This is a genomic window from Sulfuricurvum sp. (assembly GCF_023229695.1).
GTDB lineage: Bacteria > Campylobacterota > Campylobacteria > Campylobacterales > Sulfurimonadaceae > Sulfuricurvum.
The window spans coordinates 1-19,497 of the sequence record NZ_JALNYS010000027.1 but is presented as its reverse complement, the minus strand read 5'-3'; the positions used below and the strand labels follow the sequence as shown (position 1 = coordinate 19,497).

Below are 19,497 nucleotides of genomic sequence, written 5' to 3'. Positions count from 1 at the left end.
GATCAATATCCCCGATACGACCGGCGTTGCGACCTCTTTGGTCGCCCGGTAGATGATGTTGAGTTTGGGGAGATTTTTATTATGCGACTGCCCCAGATGGGCGATGATGTTTTCGACGACAACGACCCCGGAGTCGACAAGCATCCCAATCGCGATCGTAAGCCCCCCCAGACTCATCAGGTTGGCCGACATCCCGAACTGACGGATCAGGATGAAGGTGACCAAAACGGCCATCGGGACCATGATCGCGACCGTAATCGCCGCGCGGATGTCTCCCAAAAAGAGGAGAAGCAAGATGACGACGAGGACAATCGCTTCGATGAGGGCCTTGGAAACGGTCCAGATCGATTTGTTGACGAGATTGCTCCGGTCGTAATAGACATCCAGCGACGCACCTGCGGGGAGTTTGATTTCGGAGAGTTTCTCTTTGATCTGTTCGGTCACGTCGCGGGCATTCGCCCCTTTGAGTGAGAGGACCATCCCCGCAACTGCTTCACCGGTCCCGTTTTTAGTCACGACACCGTTTCGGGTGAGTTTGTCGATCTCCACAGTGGCGACATCGCCGATACGGACAATCCGTCCCTCAGCGTTGCGCAGAACAATAGCGCGGATATCGTCAAGGGTTTTGATACTCCCCTCGGAGCGGACCAAAAAGGCCTCTTCCCCTTCATGAATCCGTCCGGCACCGTCGTTTTTATTGTTAAAACGAAGTGCCTCTTCCACCTCTTTAACCGAGATGCCGAGGGTTCCCAGCATCGAATAGTTTGGTTTGATCAAAAAGCTTTTGACCTCTCCTCCGAGGCTATTGAGGTCTGCTACGCCCGGAATGGTCCGAATGGCGGGGCGGATCGTCCAATCCAGCAGAGTCCGTTTTTCAGCGGCGGTAAGATTTCCTTCCACCGTAAACATGAAAATCTCCCCAAGCGGCGTCGTGATCGGAGCCAGTCCGCCGTTTGCGGTCGGAGGGAGGGTACTCATCATACCGTTGAGTTGTTCACTGATCTGGGCACGGGCCCAGTAGATATCGGTCCCTTCATTAAAATCGATGGTAATGTCGGCTATCCCGTATTTGGCCGTAGAGCGAAGAAGTTTTTTGTTCGGGATACCAAGCATTTCGGTCTCGATCGGGGCAATAATACGGCTCTCGACCTCTTCGGGGGTCATCCCCGGCGCTTTCATGATAATCTTCACCTGCGGGGAAGAGACTTCGGGAAACGCATCAAAAGGGAGTTTTGTAAATGCGGTATATCCCGCCCCGATGAGCATAATCATCGCAACAAAAACAAGGATCCTTTGCGTCAGGGCAAATGAAATCAATTTATTCATTTGGAATCGTCTCCGTTTTCAAGCCACATCCCTTTGAGAGGGACCATTCCGCGAACGGCAACCTGTTCATTCCCTTTGAGGGCTCCGGTAATGATAAAGGTACTGCACTCCTCTTTCACGATAGTGACTTCAACCGGATGAAAACCCCGAGCCGTTTTGACAAAGATGACGCTTTTCCCTTTGTTACGGATGATCCCGTTCTTCGGTACGACGATACTTTGTGTTGCGGGGGTCTGGATAGAGGCCTGGACAAATTGTCCCGGACGGAGGAGCTCTCTGCCCGAGAGAACGACGGCGCGGATAATGACCGATTGGTTTTGCAATTCGACGCCGCTGGAAATTTTAATGATTTTGGCCGTCGCCCCCAGATTGGTTTGGATCGTATCTCCGAGGTTCAATTTTTTGGTAATGGAGGACGGCGCTTGTATTTCAAGCCAAAGGGTTGAAAGATCGGCAATTTTATAAATCGGGCTCATGGCGTCGACTTTTTGTCCCAGGAGAGCCGTCTGTTCAAGGATGATTCCGCTTGCAGGAGCCTTTATCGCACCGGTCATGTTCATCACCCCTGTTTTGGAAGGGGAAACCCCCATCATCTTCATGCTAGCTTTTTTCTCGGCCAGTTCGGCGGAGAGAAGGGAGACTTCCTGTTTGCTTTTGAGATATTCGCGCTCCGAAATGATCCCCTCTTTAAAAAGTGTTTCGTCTTTTTTGACCAATGCCTGAAGCCGTTCCAGACGAGTGGCTGTTTGGAGGTATTCGCGCTGTAAGGTCAGCCCCTCCGTCGAGGAGACGGTAGCAACCGTCTGCCCCGCTTTGACCGAGTCACCGACACCTACGAACACTTTATGTACGACCCCCTCATGCATGGACGCGGCAATCGAGAGCTGCCGTGGCGGGATGACCACGGTTGCAGGGAGATTGGACTGCGATAACGCCGTCGTTGCGGAAAGGGGTGCCGTCGTAATTCCCAGTTCATTGAGTTGTTTGGAGGTTAGGATGATCTCTTTGGCACTCAAAGAGAGAATTGCACCGGCGATAATTAGTAATTTTTTCATTGTTTCTCCTCAGTAGGCGGGAAAGTTTTTTGCATCTCTCCCAGGGTATCGTAATACATTTCAAGGTTATTCAGCCGCTCATGCTGATGGGCGATCAGGACGCGTCGCGCATCAATAAGCTCCAGCAGGGTTCCATACCCCTCTTCGTAGCTGCGTTGGGACATGGAGACCATGTGCGATGATTGATCGATCAGCCGTTCTTGTGAAAGGATCAGGGTAGAGAGTCCCTTAAGCAATTTTTGCTGACGGAGGAGCTTTTGCTCGGTCTCAAAACGGTACGATTGCTCACGCAGACGGTTTTCGCTCAAGCGGCTTTCGGCATTTTTGATCAACGATTCGTTACGGTGAAGGATCGGAATCGGCATTGAAAGGGAGGCGGTAACCGCTTGCTGATCGTACAGCTGCTGAACTCCGAGACCTGCTTTGAATCCGGGTATGACCGATTTGGACACCACCTCTTTTTGGGCACGGTACTCCTCTTCAGCCGCTTTGAAATACCCGATCATCGGCAGATTCTCTAGATTGGGCACCACATCGACGGGTGAGGGATTCGGGAGTTTGATCGGGGTGAGATCGGCAGCAAAGGTCAGGCGGGCGCTTGTTGCAAGGGCGTATTGCGCCGCATTGCGTTTGATCTTCGCGGCTTGTGCTTCTTGGGCAATTTTGGCCTCTTCAACCTGAAGCTTCAGCAAATCGGCCTTGGATACGGCTCCTTGTTCGAACCGTTTTTCCCCTTTTTGACGCAGTGTTGCTGCAAGAGAAAGCGATTCTTCGGCTTTTTGAGCCATCAAATCGGCAACCGCATAAAGATACGCTTTTTGGCGGACATCCCCTTTGATCTCATTCTCTTTGTAAAGGGCCAGAGCTTTGGACTGAAGTATTTTGGCATCCAATACTTTTTGTTTGGCCGTTTTGAGCGACGGTTTCTCTACCGGCTGAATCAGGGCAATGCCGTATTCGTTTTTGGTGTCGATTCCCTCAGGTTTGGTCCGTGAATAGGAGAGGGAGAGCTCAGGGTTATCCCAGATACGGACCGACTCTTTTTGATAAAAATACTGCTGTATCATTTCACGATCCGCTTTGAGAGCGGCATCGTTTTGGAGTGCATGTTCCATCAGTTCCGTGACGTTATACGATGCGGCCATCAGGGGAATGGCCGCCATCTGAAGCCAGAAAAAACGCATTATGCTCCTTTTACTTCTAAAGTTTATGAAATCATAACGGAGCCGGATGAAAAAATCATTAATAGACTTCTTGCATAACCTTGTAATGTAATAAGTCTTCTGCCTCGAAGAGGTAAGCTTTAGTGCCCAAGCGGCCAGCGTAGTGCTTTGGGCTTTGGTCAAAGCACGTTTAAAAGAGAGTTCTGAAAGAACTCTAAAGAACTCTCATGACTGACCTTACGCATCTTGCCCTAGCAAGTGCGTCAAGGGGAGTTAATCTCCCGCATCCGAAAGATGCGGGTAGCTTCAGGGGGGTGCAGGGGACAAATTGTCCCTGCCACTTTCTGGGCTTTGCCCGGAAAGTGCGTAACATCAGTTATTGAAATGCTATCGGCCCTTCCGCCCTTGCATGAATGAACTGTTGAACCACTTCATTCGGGGAGTTTTGAAACGATTGTTTGTCACCGATTTCGACAATCACCCCATCAAAAAGCATCGCATAATTATCCCCTGCTTTAAAACTTTCCGCTATATCGTGGCTGATTAAAACCGACGTCATTCCGATATCACGCTGAAGATTCCGGATCATCTGGGTAATCAAATCACTAGTGACCGGGTCCAATCCCGAGGTAGGCTCATCATACAAAATCACTTCAGGTTCCAATGCCAGCGTGCGGGCAAGCCCTACCCGTTTGCGCATCCCGCCGCTCAGCTCTTCCGGATAGAGCGATTTGACGATCTCGGGTTTAAGCCCTACCATCGTCAGTTTTTCGTCAATTTTGTATTCAAGCTCTTTTAAGCTCAATTTTTGGTGTTCGATCATCGGAAAAGCGACATTTTCACGGATGTTCATGCTGTCAAAAAGGGCGCCGCTTTGAAATAAAAATCCCACTTTGGTTCGAATACGACGCAAAGTCAACTCATCGGCATTATCAACCCGGACACCGTCAACCGTAATGATTCCGCTATCGGGTTTGAGCAATCCGACGATGTGTTTGATAATCGTCGACTTTCCCCCGCCCGAGACTCCGAAAATGACGGTGGTTTTCCCCCGCTCGATTTCAAGATCAACCCCTCTCAGAATCTGCCGTTTACCGAAACTTTTGGTGACCTTTTCAAAACGGATCATTTTTTGGCCACCAGAAGATACGCACGTCGGATAAAGAGGATCATCAGCATCATCAGAAGAATTTTAAAATCGATCTCACTCGCTTTGTGCAGCGCTTCAAAGCCGTTATCCATCATCATCTGCTCACCCCGAGACTGGTATTCCAAAATTTTAGGGGTATATACGGCACTGAACAACAAGAGCGTAGCGATAGCCCCCATCCCGCTTAAAATGGCAACTTTGTCGATCTGCATCACTTTGTAGCGGGAAATTTCGTAAATGGCAATAATCGCCGCCACACAATAGCTCCAATAGCTGAATCGTCGAAAGATTTCCCCCATAATTCTCCCCTCTTCATACCGTGACAAAAGGGGAAGAGTCAAATAGAGCTCCGAATGAAAAACGACGGCGGCTACAAAAGCCCCCAGAACCAGTACCGCACCCGCCGTCATCGCAATCGTGAGCAAATAAAGGGCATCAATCAAAGCTTTTTTATTCATTGTTTTCCTTATTTAGTTCCAAAATAAATCCCCGATCGAACGAGGCCAAATCCTTGTAAAATTCCAACGATTTTACCGCAAAAGATTTAAGATACTCTTGTACTTTCAGCCGTTGATCATACCCCATTTCACACCCGAATAACGCAATACGCCGCGCGTATACCTGATCCAGCAGACGCCGGATAATCTCATCGCCGATCTCCCCTCCGAAAAGGGCGTTTTGCGGTTCATACGAGAGGTTGCTCTCCAGCGCCGCATCATCGGCGATATAGGGGGGATTGGAAACAAGCAGATCGATCGTTTCCGTAACGGGATCCAGCAAATCCCCCTCACGCAGTTCGATCCGTCCGCTCAACCCGAACGCTTCGATATTGCGACGGGCGACGGCAAGGGCGGCAGAAGAGATATCGACGGCGATAAAACGGGCATTGGGAAGATGGAGGGCGAGGAGGATGGAGATAATTCCGCTCCCTACCCCCACTTCGACCACGGTCATCGCCGCTTCGGGCGTAATCCGCGACAAAAGCTCATCGATCAGATGTTCCGTCTCCGGACGGGGGATCAATGCCCCCTCGTCGATGTAAAATTCTCGTGAATAAAAACTGACGCGGTTGGTGAGGTATTCGAGGGGAACATTGCGTTTGCGTTTCTCTATCCATTCGATCAGTCGGGGGTTGTTCTCGTCGATCAGCTCCTCTTGATGGGTAATAAAATAGAGCGGATCACACCCAAGATACGCCATCAAAAGGAGCTCCGCCTCCCGGCGCGGAAATTCGACGACTCCCTCCAACCCTTTGCTCACCTCCCGGTGAAGCTCCTTTAATCTTTTGGACATGGATCGGCGTACCCCTCATCCGCGCTTACGCCGATATCGGCTCCCAATGCACGAAGCCGTTCGATCACCGGCGGGTGCGTCGTATGCATAAAGCGGTACAACGGGTGCGAAAGGGGGAAACTCTTGTTTTCGGTTATCAGTTTTTTCAGGGCATTTACCAAATGTTCCGCCCCTCCCAGCTCAGCACCGGTACGATCCGCTTCGTACTCGTTATGGCGGCTCACCATCCCCATAATCGGCATCATCACAAAACTCACCACCGGAAGGAGAAGGATAAAGAGCATCATCACGATATGGGGCGACTGCGACACACCCAGCTGCAAATAAAGCTCCTGCGGAAGATTTCCGAAAAGGGCAAACATCCCCAACAGCATCACCCCCACCATTGCAATATTTTTATACAGATCCCCGTGGGCGAAGTGCCCCAGTTCATGCCCCAAAACGGCAATCAGCTCTTGCGGTGAGAGCTTTTGGATCAGCGTATCAAACAAAACGACCCGCTTCGATTTCCCCAAACCGCCGAAATAGGCGTTCAGACGGGCGTCACGCTTGCTCGCATCACTGATAAAGACACCGCTGCTCACAAAACCGGTACGCTTCATCAACGATTCGATCTCATCACGAAGCTCCGGGTCCTCCAGCGGAGTCACTTTGTCAAAAAAGAGGGCGCGGATCGTCGGAAAAAACATATTCAGCAACACCACAACGCCGAAAATAAAACAAAAGCTCCAGAGCCACCACAGTTCGCTCGACGTGATAATTTCCGATACGATCACAACGATCACCGTCCCGATTACCAGACTCAAGAGGGTGGCGATCAGTGTATCTTTGACAAACTGACCGGTTGAAGATCGATTGAATCCGTATGTTGCATCTATCTTGAATTTCGAGATCCATCCGAACGGAAGCATTACAAACCCGTTAATAAGGATCATCCCCATCACCGCCGCAATCGTATGCAACAAAGCCGACTGCCCCATCAGCGCGCCGTCAAGCCACCCTATCAGCCCGTCTATCCAAAGGAAAAACAAGAGATATTCCGCCATCGCTTCGATCATCGAGAGTTTCTCTTTGGCCACCGCATACTCCGCAGCGTCTCGATACTCCTTTTCCCCCATCAATACCGCGCCTTTGCGCTTCATCTGGTTGATAAAACCGATCTGCATCACGCTGACGTAAAGACGCACTAAAATGTAAAATGTGTAAACACCGATAACCGTCGCAATCATATCGTCCCTTTAAAAAAAAGGAATTTTAGCATCATTTGAGGGGGACTTTGCCAATACTTTCCCCGACCGGCAGCGAATCGCGCGAATCGCCGTAATACATTTTTGCTGCGACGAAGAGGGCACCGATAATCAGACCACTGAGTATAACGGTCCAGACGACCCGTTTTTTTGATCCTTTGAGGGTATCGTAATCCTCGATGGATTCCAACGTGGGTTCATTGTTTTTCATGATAAACTCCTGATAGTGTGGGTTATTTTCCCAATCTTACTCTATAGACGGTTAACAAACCTCCATCAACCGTTACCATTTCCCCTCCAGGGTCAGAAGGATTTGGGGTTTTGAGTACTCTCTATCGATCTGTGTCTCATTGATCGCGGTGAGGTTCGATGCCGTCTCGATCGTTGTTCGGGTGATATTTTTCAGATTGAGGAGCACTTTAAAGGTCTCATTCAGCCGTTTGCTCGCGTACACATCCAAAAATCCATACCTTTTTTGGGTTTGGGCAATCGAATTTTCATCCAACGGATCGTCATATCCGCCGACATAGCGGTAGGCCGCTCCATACGTGAATCTATACCCTTTGAGCGTATGATCGAACCCCAGATTTCCGAGGGTATTGCCGGTTTGTTTGATCGGTCGTTTCAATCCGGTGAGGGTATTGGTCAGTGAGGAGTTTTGAAACGTTGCGTTCGCAAATACCCCCAACCCCTCCACATAAGCGTTCAACGATTTTTTCATCTCCAGTTCGATCCCCCATAAACTCCCCTCTCCCGCATTGTAAGGACGTTCCACATAACGTGTCCCCTCCAACGCGGTGAGCCGCTCTATCTTGTTGCTGATCGTACGGTAAAATCCGCCGGCACTGATGATCCCCTTGTCTTCGTAAAAATGTTCATACCGCAACTCATAGCTGAGGGCCCGCTCCTCACGCAGATTGGCGTTTCCGCTGCGATCGGGATGGTGGACGTCATTGCGCTCCAGCGAACTGTCGATGCTCATTGAGAGTTCATTCAGACGGGGAAGCTTGAGTGTTTTGGCGACACTCGCCCGGATAGTGTCATTGGGGGTCACTTTGGTCAGAAGGTGCAGCGAAGGAGCCACATAATCGATATGCGACGTATTGCCATAATCACGGGAGAGGTTCTCATACCGAATTCCCGGTGTCACAACCACCTTGTCGCCGACGCTTATCTCATCTTGGAGATAAAGCGACCCTTTGTTTTCCCTCATGGAGACGTCATCCGAGGGGGTGGTCGTATCGGCACCGTCGACACTGCGCCATGCCTGATTGTGCTGCCTCATCCCTTTGAGCTCCGCTCCGGTTTTGATAAAATGGTCCCCTGCGGCAATCGAATACCCCCCTTCCGCACCGATAATCCGAAAAAGACTCTCGTCATTTTGGGTTTTGGTACTGCTTGTCGGGAAGTTCAGAACCGAAGCGCTCTCGCCGCTGCTTGTACTTTGGTGAAATTTGAGTTTCCATTCCAGCAGCTCTTTCCCTGAAAGATGGTGTTCCCCCGTGATCTTGGACCAGAGCATCACCCCTTTTGAATGGTCATTGTTAGCCAATATACGGCTCACCGATCCGGGAGGTGAAGTGACGGTGTGCGCATCGGTATTCTCGTTTGTCTCGTTCATCGCTACCGATCCGTCATAGGTATACTTATCTTTGGAAGAGGGGGTAAAGATCAGTTTTCCCGTCAAATTGACAAATCGATCGTGTACGGAGTCATCCCGGGACTCCTCGCTTGTCGAAGAGCCATTCTGTCTCGTCGTCGTCGACCGATCTGATTTCCGGTTCTCCGATCCGTTAATATTGATCAGATACGATACCTTGCCCGATTTACCCTCCTGCTGGGCGAACAGACTCTCCATCGGGTCGTTTCCATACGCTCCGACCATCATTTTCGCCGTTGTCGCCCCTTGCGATTTCGGTTTTTTGAGGATGATATTAACGATCCCCCCCATCGATTCGGCCGTGTATTCGGCCGATCCGTTCGTCATCACTTCAATCCGTTCGATCCGGTCGGGCGATATCAGTTCCAGCGGGCCGGCCCTGCGTTTCGATCCGGTCGCCACCTCTTCGCCGTCGATCAAAATGACGGTGTACCCTTTCCCGGGAGCCCCTTTTTTCGTTTTCCCCTCGGGAATCGTAACGCCGGGGGTCCGTTTGAGAATTTCCAGGGCATTGAGATCCCCGTACTGGGTCAGCTCCTCCCCGTTGATAATCCGCTTGGCGATCGAAGTATCGCGCCGCTCTTCCAGAGCGATCCCCTTCTCTTCGATTTGGATTTTTTCAAGAGAAATAGTCTCTTGCGCACAAGCGCCGGAAGCGGCCATCCCTGAGATCAGTAACATGGGGATTAAAGGGCGGTACATCAAAGGGTTTCCTTTGGAATATGAGATGATGCAATTCTACCGAAATATATCCTTCGATGTATTGGTCATCGTTCCCATAGAAAAAGGTGCATTTCCTCCGATTAACTTACTATTAACATATACAAGGCAAAAGTAGACTACAATTAAGCCATGAAATTATTCTCTGCTTTAATACCCTTGGTATCTCCTCTCTTGGTTATGATAGCCTACGGTGAAGATAGCACTTTTCTCTCCCCTGAAAAACAGCGCTATTTCGAACAGCAGCAGCGCCAGATCGATTCCGGATACGAAAAACTCCGTTACGACTGGTTATCCCCTATCACCCTAAAGGGATCGGGAACCTATGAAAAATCGGCAGCTTCCGGAGTGCATGACACGCGCTACACCCTCTCTGCCGGTATGGCACAAGACCTTTTTCGTTCCGGAGGGATCACCTATGCGATCGGGTATGCCGATACAAAACACGAAGCCGATACCCTGGGATTACAGCGGGACATTTCCGATCTCAACCGGCAGCTTTTCAATGCCGTTTTGAGTTATCGAAAAAATGCCCTTTTGCTCGAACAAAGCGAACTCAAGCTCAAGAACGGTAAAATCGAGATCTTTCTCAAACAAAAACAGTACGAAGCGGGGGATATCGACATCACGTTGCTTAACAACGCATTGATGAACCAAAGCAGCGAACTGAAAAACAACACCGCCATCCGTTTTTCCCTGGCGCAGCAGCGCCTCGAAGCGGCAAAACTGAGTGACCTGCCGGTCGATTCGATCACCCTGCCGACCTTTACCCTCACCCAAAAGGACGATTTTTGGAAGAGGGGTGGAACATCCGCTACAACCAAGCGCTGAGCGAAAGTATGGCGCAGCAATTCGGCCAGATCAAAAGTTCCTATCTGCCGAAACTCACCCTCATCGCCGATACCGGCCTTCAGCGTCTGGATGTCCATGAACTCCCCGCCAATAACTACAGCGGAAACTATTACGACGCGGGGCTGCAACTCTCCATCCCCTTAACCTATAACGGCTCCGCCGCGACGCAGGAGGCTCAGGCGGCCTATTTGAAACAGCAGGCTCTGAGCGCCGATACCAAACGGCAGAGCGAAGCGCTTTACGAACAATCCCTCGCCCACATCGACAGCTATCGACGGACGATTTCGATCACCGAGGAGAACCTCCGCTCTTACGGCACCCTGATCGACGCGACCAAAGCGGCGGTCGATGCGGGGTATAAGGCGGGCTACGACCTACAAACCCTCCAAAATACGCGATCCATCGAAAAGCTGGAGATCAAAATCAACGAACTCAATATCCAGATTGAACTCGCATCCCTCTATTCGATGATGCGACACCCACAGGAGAAACCGTTATGACCCAAAAGACCGCCTCCATCGAAACCACCCTTCACCTAGGGGAGCAACACGCTCCAAAACGGTGGAAAAGAATCGTACTGATCATGAGTCTACTGTTACTGATCGGCGCGGGCGTGGTGTACGGGATAAAACGCAATACCAAACCAACGATCACCTACATCACCGCCCCCTTAACCATCCAAGACCTGACGACCACCGTTTCGGCCACGGGGAATTTGGAACCGACCAACACCGTCGAGGTGGGGATCGAAGTCTCCGGAACCGTCGCCGAGGTGTTGGTCGATTACAACGACCGGGTTCATGTGGGGCAACCGATGGCGCGGCTGGATACGACCAAACTGACCGCTGCGGTGACCAGTTCCAACGCCAACTGGATGAAAGCTCTGGCCAACGAACAAAGTGCCAAAGCCGCCTTGGACAACGCCCTCATCGAAAACGACCGGATCCTTACGATGTACCGATCGACGGGGGGAAATTACCCTTCACGCAAAGAGGTACAATCCGCCTCAACGGCCGTCGCTCAGGCCAAAGCATCCCTTGCCGCCGCAGCAGCCGGAGTTGCCCAATCGTTCGCTCAACGCAAAAGCGATGAAGAGAATCTCCGAAAAGCCCTCGTCGTCTCTCCGATCGAGGGGATCGTCCTGAACCGCAAAATCGAACCGGGGCAAACGGTCGTCGCCGCCATGCAGACTCCGATCCTCTTTACTCTGGCCGAAGACCTGACAAAAATGAAAGCGATCGTCAGCGTCGATGAAGCCGATATCGGCGGGGTCAAAGAGCAACAAAAAGTGGAATTTAGTGTAGACGCCTACCCCAACCGGATATTTGAGGGGAAAATCACCCGGCTTCGGATGAATTCGGCGGTCGTAAACGGGGTCGTCACCTATGAAGCGGTCGTAGAGGTGCGCAATGAGGATCTTCTTTTACGCCCGGGGATGACGGCGAACGCTTCTATCATCACCGACACGTTCCGAAAGGTCCCGGTTGTTCCGAACGCAGCTCTGCGCTTTACCCCTCCCCCCGCCGGCGATGAAGAGGGATCTTCGGCGAAAAAGCACGCTAGCGATGAAAACGATAAAGGTGAGCACGTCTGGGTGCTGAAAAACAATACACCGGCAAAAGTCAAAATTCATGTCGGACAAACCGACGGGATCAGAAGTATCCTTCTGGACTCCCCGCTTAAGAGCGGGGATCGTATCATTACCGGGATTGAAGAGTGAAGATCCCGCAATCACCCTCTCCGGTCATTGAACTCAAAGGGACCAAAAAATATTACGGTGAGGGGGATGCGACCGCCTATGCGCTGCGCGGTGTCGATCTGACGATATACGAGGGGGAGTTTGTCGCCATCATGGGGCCAAGCGGTTCGGGAAAATCGACAGCCATGAACATCATCGGATGTCTTGATGTTCCGACGGAGGGGCACTACCTCTTTGAAGGGATCGATGTCGGGATTCTCAGCCGAGACCAGCGGGCGTTGCTGCGTCGAAATTACATCGGATTTATTTTTCAGGGGTTCAATCTGCTGGGAAAAACCTCTGCCGTTGAAAACGTCGAACTCCCCCTCCTCTATCGGGGAGTCCCTGCTCATGAGCGCCGAACCATGGCCATGGCGGCGCTTCAAAGCGTCGGACTCGGAAATGTCGCCCATCACACCCCGGGGGAGCTCTCCGGAGGACAGCAGCAGCGTGTCGCGATTGCCCGGGCCATCGTGACCGATCCTCTCGTCTTGCTCGCGGATGAGCCGACCGGAAATCTGGATACCGCTAAAAGTATTGAAGTGATGGAACTGCTCAAATCCTTTAATCTCGAAAAGAAAATCACGATCATTATGGTGACGCACGAAAATGATATGGCCCGATACGCTTCACGGACTATCCATTTTCGCGACGGACAAATCGATCCTGCCGGGGATGGATCCCACCCATGATCTGGAATGCCTTTATCCTGGCGTTGCGCGAAATCCGCCGCAGTGCCATGCGCTCTATCCTTACGACCCTAGGGATCGTCATCGGAGTGGCCTCCGTCATTGCCATGGTGATGCTCGGCGATGCGACAACGGCCTACGTCACCCAAAGCATCTCCAAGCTCGGAAGCAATATGCTGATCCTCCGTCCGGGACAGGACCGTCACGGACCCGGAGGGGGAGATACCACCTCCAAACGGTTCACCCAAGAGGATATTACGGCCATATCCCGTGAAATCGGCGGGATCAAAGGGGTGGCGCCCGTCTCTTCGAAAGGGATGCAGGTGGTCTATGGAAACCAAAACTACTCTACCTCCATCGACGGAAGCACGAATGATTACTTTACCGTCAAAGATTGGAGTTTTGAAACGGGACGAAATTTTACCGCAGCTGAACTGCAGGGGGGAAAAGCGGTCTGTGTCATCGGCGAAACGATCCGAAAAGAACTTTTCGGTGACCAAAATCCCCTCGATGCGTCGATCCGGCTCGAAAATTTTTCGTGTCAGGTCATCGGGGTGCTCCACTCCAAAGGCTCATCGATGTTCGGAATGGATCAGGATGATCTTGTCGTCGTTCCGCTACGGATGTTTCAACGCCGTATCAGCGGCAATCAGGAGATCGCCACGATCTTGCTTTCGGCCAAAAATGCTTCGGGGATCGAATCCATCAAAACCAACGTCACATCGCTGATACGCGAACGGCGCCATATACGCCCCGGAGACGAAGACGATTTTAATGTCCGGGATCTGCGTGAAGTGGTGCAGACCCTCTCCTCGACGACCAAAATGCTCACCCTTTTACTGGGTGCGGTCGCGGCCATCAGCCTCCTCGTCGGTGGGATCGGCATCATGAACATCATGCTTGTCTCCGTTACCGAACGGACCCGGGAGATCGGTATCCGGCTGGCCATCGGTGCGTTGGAGAGGGAGGTGTTACTGCAATTTTTAGTCGAGGCGATCGTCCTCTCCTCTCTGGGCGGCATCATCGGTATGGCTTTGGGGATCGGTACGGGGGTTGCCATCAATCACTTTTTTGACCTGCCGTTTGTATTTAATACCTCGATCGTCGTTATCGCCTTTTTATTTTCAACCCTCGTCGGCATCGTATTCGGCTATTTTCCCGCACGCAAAGCGGCACGCCTCAATCCGATCGACGCACTGCGCCATGAATGATCGCCCATTCGCCATTTATAAAAAATCCCGTTTAGACGATATACTTCGTATACCTTCATCAAAGGATCAGTTATGCAAATCAACCCCTCCATCAGCACCAACCCCTATCTTAAAAGCGGGATGGCGTTGTATGAACAAAACTCCAAAGAGGCAAAAGAAGCAGGTGCATTAAAAGAGAGGCTCCAAAAAGGGGAGATTTCGGGAAAGGCTCTGACGCAGGCCTATCTTGTCGAATACAGTCTGAAGATTGAGAGCTATTCGTCCGGTAATTTTGAATCCCAAAGCGGGGCCTTTGATCTCAAAAAGATTCAGGATATTCTACAATCGATCGATTTCAAAGCGATCGGGTACGAGGGGAAAGCAATCACCGATATGACCCCCGATGAAGCCAAAGCGCTCGTGAGCGAAGAGGGTTTTTTCGGTGTATCCCAAACATCCGATCGGTTAGCCGATTTTGTCCTGAGCGGCGGCGGTGATAATGTCGATAAACTCAAAGCGGGTCGAGAGGGGATTATCCGAGGATTCAACGAGGCCGAACAGATGTGGGGGGGAAAACTTCCCGATATCTCCTATCAGACGTTGGATAAAGCTCTTGCCAAAATCGATGAGCAAATCAGCGCTCTGGGCGGTAATATTCTCGATACAAAAAGCTGAAACACCGGCGAAGGAGGAGTAAAGCTTCTCCCGAACCCTCCGCTACAGGAAGTTTATTGAAGATGGTTGCAATAGGGGCAGATTTTTGCCGCAACGGGGATCTCCATTGCACACTCCGGGCACACTTTACTGATCGGTGCCGACGCAACGGCAGGCTCCTCTTTTGCTTTGAGTTTGTTGTACCCTTTAACCATCAGAAACATAACGAATCCCAAAATCGTAAACGAGATAACGTCATTGACAAAAACTCCCAGCTTGATCGCCGGTGCCCCTGCCGCATCGAGTGCCGATAAGGAGGGGTATTCTTTGCCGTCCAATGCGATGAATAGAGATGAAAAATCAACCCCTCCCATCAACAGACCGATCGGGGGCATAATGATATTCGAGACGAGGGATTTGACCACCGTCGCAAACGCCGCCCCGAAAATAAATCCCACCGCCATATCGACCACATTCCCGGTAATTAAGAATTTTTTAAATTCACTGAACATTGAGGACTCCTTCTTTTTGTGATTTAATTCTCAATCGTATCTTTTAAATGGTCACGAATCGCTAAAAATTCGTCCAAATGGTCAAAAAAGATATCAATCAGTTTCGGATCAAAATGTTTCCCCCGCTCTTCGCGGAAAAGGTTGAAAATCCGCTCATCGTCCCACGCCTGCTTGTATACACGATCACTCCCCAGAGCATCAAAAACGTCTGCCAGTGCCGTGATCCTTCCGTAGATATGGATATCCTCACCGCTCAGCCCCCGAGGGTAGCCGCTGCCGTCGTATTTTTCATGATGTTCATACGCTACCGTCGCCGCCATCAGCAGCAACGGCCGCTGCGAATGTTTGAGCATATCGTATCCCAGAGCGGCATGGGTATCCATGATACGCCGCTCCTCTTCATCAAAACGGCCCGGTTTATTGAGGACGGCATCGGGGATCGCTACTTTCCCGATATCGTGCATCGGAGAAGCCTGCCGAAGCATCTCGGCCTCCTCTTCTTTCAAACCGTAATAGAGTGCCAACAGTTTTGAATACTCCGCTACCCTCCTCACATGGTTCCCCGTCTCTTTGGAACGGCTCTCACCGATGGAACCCATCGTAAAAACGACTTCGCGCTGGGTATCTTCAATCTCTGTGTTCAGCGCCGTAATCTCTCCGAGGGCATGTCCCATCCCCCCGATCATCGTATTAAAGGCATCCGAGAGCTGTCCGATCTCATCCTCCCGGTCAATCGAAACCCGTCGCGTATAATCTTGTGTTTTTGTCACCTGTTTGGCCGCTTCAGAGAGGATAATGACCGGACGGATCAATCCCGTCGCCACGTAATACGCGGCCAAAGCGATAAACCCCCCTCCCAAAACGAGGAGGATCACAAACAACCGCTCGTATTTGTACAGGAGGCGGAATGCAAACTCTTTCTCCTCTTCAAGGACCACATTCAGCGCCGGTTTGCTCGGCAGCGGACTCACCACTTCAAGCGATTCGGGAAAATGACGCACGCGCAGCTCTTCTCTCCCCTCACCGTAACGGAGAAAATATTGACGTTCCTCCGTATTGTGGAAAAAGCGCTTGAAATTCTCGACACGGTAATCGACGGCCAATCTTCCGATCACCTGTCGGGTAAAATTTGAAACAATCGGTACCTCTGCGAAAGGGGATATCTCCACTTTTTTACCGATCGTCCCGAAATCGCTCGAAGCGATGACGACCCCTTTCGGATCAAACACGAAAAAATTTCCCACCAATTTCATATCGTTTTTCTTCGCCAAAAGGGTATTGGCGATCCGTCGATCGAGATCGTGGGTGTACATGTCGTTCATCACATCCGAGTTGGCGATAAACGCCATATCCTTCTGCAACGTTTTAAGACTCTGATCCATCCGCTCCACCGTCAGATGGAGCTGCGTGTTCATCTCCTGTGTAATCGCCGTATGCTGCTCCTGATAATACGAACTCCCCAACAGCACCATCGTCAGGATATAAGGGATCAGGCTCACCCCTAAAAACAGAAGAATCGTCTTTAGTTTAAAACTCATACACAACCTTTACCCCGCCATCGACCATCGACGAGGGGATGTACCCGATCGACCCCTCGACGTTCTGGATAAAAGCCCGGATCGATTCGACCGAAGGCTGGGTAATCGGCGGGGTGATCCCCTGGAAATGCTGTTTGATCCAATAGGTATTAAGACGGTTCCGATCCATCCCCAAGACGGCCGATTCAAACGCGAAACGGACCTCATCTTGCCCTACCAGATTCACGGGGATCATTTTTTGATCGCCGATGGTATGCCGCTTTTGGAGAAAAATCTCCCGTATCTGTTGAACACTCAGCGTAGAAAACGGGGCTTTTTTCGAAACAATGACGCTGTATTCGGCTCCCATGGCTATCGCGGAGAGGGAAATAAAAAACCAAAGCAGCTTCATCAGAACAGCACCGAAAAAGAGAAAAGGGCACGATTCTCACGGTTCATCGAGTGCCACTGATACTCCCCCTTGATCGATACGGGATACCAGGGGCGATAGCTGTATCCGACGACCCCTATCGTATCCGCGTAACGGGAATGGTGATCGTTAAAGTGTTCAAACCTCCCGACCACCGCATGTTCGGGCGTATAGCGATACATCCCCTGAAGGTACCCGGAGAGGGTGTACCCGTCCTGTCGATCGGCATACTCGCTCTTGGCGCACAACGCCTCCCCCATCACCTGCCATCTGGAATCGTCATACTTTCCATTGGCCTGGAGAAAACGGGTCCGCTGATTCGACGCGGTAATGTACTCACCGATGCTCCCCCCGCCGTTGAAATCGGACGAGATCTCCCTTTCAATCGATAGACCGAAAAAATGGGTATTGGGGATATTGATGTACTCATCATCAAAATCGCTGTTATTTTGCCCGAAAAGGTGGTATTTCGTCCCTTCCATCGAGGGGATGTAGCCGTTAATATCGATACCGGTCAAAAACTTCGGAAAAAGGAGGAGGCTGTATAGGGGATTGGAGCTGGTATCGCGCAACACGTTGATCGGTTCTCGGGTCCAGTATCCGATCGGGGTCAGCTGTTTCCCGAAACGGATATTGTACGCATCGGACAGCCACATATCCCCGTAAAACCGTTCGACATGAAAAGTCTGATCCCCTCTCTCATCCCCGTTGCCAATATTTTTTCGGTAAAAGCCCACCGCTTCAAGCTCAGCCAGATACGAAAACATCGGGTTGATCTCGCCGTATGCCATGACAGCGACATCATCAACGGTAACGCTTTTTTCACCCCCCTTTGCTTCAAATTCCGACGAAAAATATCCCCCTATATTGACCATGTCGTTGACGTGCAGCCCCTGTCCCAACACATAAGGATCACCGTACGCTGCGATCCCCATTGTCAACAAGATACCCGCACTTCGAGCCCTCATGCTTCCTCTTTCCATCCCATGTTTCCCTCTTTTCCTATCGCTTATGGATATAATAGTATCATAAGTTTGAATGGAATATCAAAAATGGATTGATATCCATTTTCTTTTTTCTGATAATCCGATAAGCTCCGGTTGGCTATAATCTGCGCATGAATAAAGCCTCTTTTACGTTTCATCTCAATCCGACACCGACTCTCCCCACACGCGGATGCCGTACAATGGCACGCCTATTGGGGTGGAGCCTGAGTTATGGTAACTACATAATTGCATTGCTCATGTGGTGGCAAAGCGACTGGTTCATCGCGATCGGGACCCTGTTACTGGGATTTGTCGTCTTCGGGATAATACGCTCCAAACTCCGCAACGATTCAATCCCTCCGGCCCAGCGCGAATACCCCTATGACGATTACGCGATAGCGACATGGTATCTCTCGCGTAACCACTGTTTCCGGCTTCCGGATGAACCGAAAGAAAAGACGGATAACGGCGAGTGCGAAACCTGCGAAGACGACGGAAGCGGATGCCGCACCTGCGCGGAGCGAAAATAACACGAAAAAGTAACGGATCTTGAAAAAAAGTGTTCTTCTCGCCATCACCGCATTATCGCTCTACGGTGCACGTCCTCTGGTAACCGATGACGCACGGGGATACAACGGGAGAACTGTTTTGGCAGGAGGGGGACGTTTATGGCTTATTCCGGATAAAGTACAAGTAGATATGACCTATGGATCCGGTGGCAAAGTTTCCCAAGAATGGATAACCTTCGGCATGAGAATATTAGGCAGTCGTTGGTTCGATTAACGCTAATCAGCCCGGATACCTAATCCGATTTCTCGTTCCCACTTTCCTAGTGGGAATGCAGACAGATGCTATACGCTCCTACTCGAAAAAAGGGGACCGACTGAATTAAAATGCAAATAGGGTCCCTACACCCCCCCCTAAAGCTTCCCGTATCTTTCGGATACGGGAGATTACTAACCTTATCGCACTTGTTTAGAGAAGGTGCGTAAGGTCAGTAACCTAAGATAAATCATATATTAGAGTTTTTGCAGAACTCTCTTTTAAACGTGCTTTGAGCAAAGCCCAAAGCACTACGCTAAAGCTTGCCTCTTTGAGGCAGAAAACTTCTTGCATAACAAGGTTATGCAAGAAGTCTATTATGAGATTCTCCTATGATCTCTGGCGCATGAATAGTTTTTAACGCAATTTAGGAATATTACATTAAGGGCACCTCTAAGAACCTCTTCTAGAGATTCCCAAATGTACCCAGTTGATTTTTTTGACTTTCTTTCGTTTTGAGTCCGAGGAAAGTTGGATGAAATTACTGATATTG

The 19,497-nt window shown here is 50.6% G+C and carries 21 protein-coding genes; 8 read left to right on the top strand and 13 right to left on the bottom strand.

What is annotated here, in order from left to right:
• From M0P91_RS14780 to M0P91_RS14740, 9 genes are all read right to left on the bottom strand, one after another.
• A partial coding sequence (locus M0P91_RS14780) for an efflux RND transporter permease subunit (protein WP_295069165.1) occupies positions 1-1,326 on the bottom strand: 1,326 nt, incomplete at its 3' end.
• Positions 1,323-2,381 (bottom strand): efflux RND transporter periplasmic adaptor subunit, encoded by a 1,059-nt coding sequence (locus M0P91_RS14775; protein WP_295069162.1) that lies wholly within the window; start codon positions 2,379-2,381, stop codon positions 1,323-1,325. The genes M0P91_RS14780 and M0P91_RS14775, both read right to left, overlap by 4 nt.
• Positions 2,378-3,565, bottom strand: a complete 1,188-nt coding sequence (locus M0P91_RS14770) for a TolC family protein (RefSeq protein WP_295069160.1) — start codon at positions 3,563-3,565, stop codon at positions 2,378-2,380. The genes M0P91_RS14775 and M0P91_RS14770 overlap by 4 nt, the downstream gene beginning before the upstream one ends.
• 355 nt (positions 3,566-3,920) lie before the next feature.
• A complete protein-coding gene (locus M0P91_RS14765) occupies positions 3,921-4,673 on the bottom strand; it encodes an ATP-binding cassette domain-containing protein (RefSeq protein WP_295069158.1) in 753 nt (250 codons plus the stop codon).
• Positions 4,670-5,152, bottom strand: coding sequence for a DUF4149 domain-containing protein (locus tag M0P91_RS14760; RefSeq protein ID WP_295069155.1), 483 nt, complete (start codon positions 5,150-5,152; stop codon positions 4,670-4,672). The genes M0P91_RS14765 and M0P91_RS14760 overlap by 4 nt, the downstream gene beginning before the upstream one ends.
• On the bottom strand, positions 5,145-5,987 hold the full coding sequence (gene prmC, locus M0P91_RS14755; protein WP_295069154.1) for a peptide chain release factor N(5)-glutamine methyltransferase: 843 nt from the start codon (positions 5,985-5,987) through the stop codon (positions 5,145-5,147). The genes M0P91_RS14760 and prmC overlap by 8 nt, the downstream gene beginning before the upstream one ends.
• Positions 5,972-7,216, bottom strand: coding sequence for a M48 family metallopeptidase (locus tag M0P91_RS14750; RefSeq protein WP_295069153.1), 1,245 nt, complete (start codon positions 7,214-7,216; stop codon positions 5,972-5,974). Before M0P91_RS14750 ends, prmC begins: the two co-directional genes overlap by 16 nt.
• A 31-nt stretch (positions 7,217-7,247) precedes the next feature.
• Positions 7,248-7,445 (bottom strand): hypothetical protein, encoded by a 198-nt coding sequence (locus tag M0P91_RS14745; RefSeq protein WP_295069150.1) that lies wholly within the window; start codon positions 7,443-7,445, stop codon positions 7,248-7,250.
• Positions 7,446-7,517: 72 nt separating this feature from the next.
• Complete coding sequence (locus M0P91_RS14740) at positions 7,518-9,596, bottom strand: TonB-dependent receptor (protein WP_295069147.1); 2,079 nt, start codon at positions 9,594-9,596, stop codon at positions 7,518-7,520.
• Positions 9,597-9,746: 150 nt separating this feature from the next.
• On the opposite strand from M0P91_RS14740, the gene M0P91_RS14735 reads away from it, so the two are divergent.
• The 6 genes from M0P91_RS14735 (at position 9,747) to M0P91_RS14710 (ending at position 14,758) form a co-directional block, all read left to right on the top strand.
• Positions 9,747-10,445, top strand: a complete 699-nt coding sequence (locus tag M0P91_RS14735; RefSeq protein ID WP_295069144.1) for a TolC family protein — start codon at positions 9,747-9,749, stop codon at positions 10,443-10,445.
• Positions 10,406-10,966 (top strand): TolC family protein, encoded by a 561-nt coding sequence (locus M0P91_RS14730; RefSeq protein ID WP_295069141.1) that lies wholly within the window; start codon positions 10,406-10,408, stop codon positions 10,964-10,966. The genes M0P91_RS14735 and M0P91_RS14730 overlap by 40 nt, the downstream gene beginning before the upstream one ends.
• Complete coding sequence (locus M0P91_RS14725) at positions 10,963-12,186, top strand: efflux RND transporter periplasmic adaptor subunit (protein ID WP_295069137.1); 1,224 nt, start codon at positions 10,963-10,965, stop codon at positions 12,184-12,186. Before M0P91_RS14730 ends, M0P91_RS14725 begins: the two co-directional genes overlap by 4 nt.
• A gap of 2 nt (positions 12,187-12,188) precedes the next feature.
• Positions 12,189-12,896 (top strand): ABC transporter ATP-binding protein, encoded by a 708-nt coding sequence (locus tag M0P91_RS14720; RefSeq protein ID WP_295069167.1) that lies wholly within the window; start codon positions 12,189-12,191, stop codon positions 12,894-12,896.
• Positions 12,893-14,104 (top strand): ABC transporter permease, encoded by a 1,212-nt coding sequence (locus tag M0P91_RS14715; protein ID WP_295069134.1) that lies wholly within the window; start codon positions 12,893-12,895, stop codon positions 14,102-14,104. The genes M0P91_RS14720 and M0P91_RS14715 overlap by 4 nt, the downstream gene beginning before the upstream one ends.
• 72 nt (positions 14,105-14,176) lie before the next feature.
• Positions 14,177-14,758 (top strand): hydrogenase-4 component G, encoded by a 582-nt coding sequence (locus M0P91_RS14710; protein WP_295069131.1) that lies wholly within the window; start codon positions 14,177-14,179, stop codon positions 14,756-14,758.
• Between the two features lie 53 nt (positions 14,759-14,811).
• Here M0P91_RS14710 and mscL read toward each other — a convergent pair whose 3' ends face one another.
• Genes mscL through M0P91_RS14690 form a run of 4 tightly spaced genes read right to left on the bottom strand, consistent with a single transcriptional unit; the run spans position 14,812 to position 18,164 of the window.
• Positions 14,812-15,249: a large conductance mechanosensitive channel protein MscL gene (gene mscL / locus M0P91_RS14705; protein ID WP_295069126.1), complete on the bottom strand. Its 438-nt coding sequence runs from the start codon at positions 15,247-15,249 to the stop codon at positions 14,812-14,814.
• Positions 15,250-15,272: 23 nt separating this feature from the next.
• On the bottom strand, positions 15,273-16,787 hold the full coding sequence (locus M0P91_RS14700) for an HD domain-containing phosphohydrolase (protein ID WP_295069124.1): 1,515 nt from the start codon (positions 16,785-16,787) through the stop codon (positions 15,273-15,275).
• Positions 16,777-17,178 carry a hypothetical protein gene (locus M0P91_RS14695; protein ID WP_295069122.1) on the bottom strand — a complete coding sequence of 134 codons (402 nt, stop codon included), beginning with the start codon at positions 17,176-17,178 and terminating at the stop codon, positions 16,777-16,779. Before M0P91_RS14695 ends, M0P91_RS14700 begins: the two co-directional genes overlap by 11 nt.
• Positions 17,178-18,164, bottom strand: coding sequence for a hypothetical protein (locus M0P91_RS14690; RefSeq protein ID WP_295069120.1), 987 nt, complete (start codon positions 18,162-18,164; stop codon positions 17,178-17,180). The genes M0P91_RS14695 and M0P91_RS14690 overlap by 1 nt, the downstream gene beginning before the upstream one ends.
• A gap of 149 nt (positions 18,165-18,313) precedes the next feature.
• On the opposite strand from M0P91_RS14690, the gene M0P91_RS14685 reads away from it, so the two are divergent.
• Positions 18,314-18,712: a hypothetical protein gene (locus tag M0P91_RS14685; protein ID WP_295069117.1), complete on the top strand. Its 399-nt coding sequence runs from the start codon at positions 18,314-18,316 to the stop codon at positions 18,710-18,712.
• 19 nt (positions 18,713-18,731) lie between these two features.
• The gene (locus M0P91_RS14680; RefSeq protein WP_295069114.1) at positions 18,732-18,965 is read left to right on the top strand and encodes a hypothetical protein; all 234 of its coding nucleotides are present in this window, start codon (positions 18,732-18,734) and stop codon (positions 18,963-18,965) included.
• The last annotated feature ends 532 nt before the right edge of the window (positions 18,966-19,497 follow it).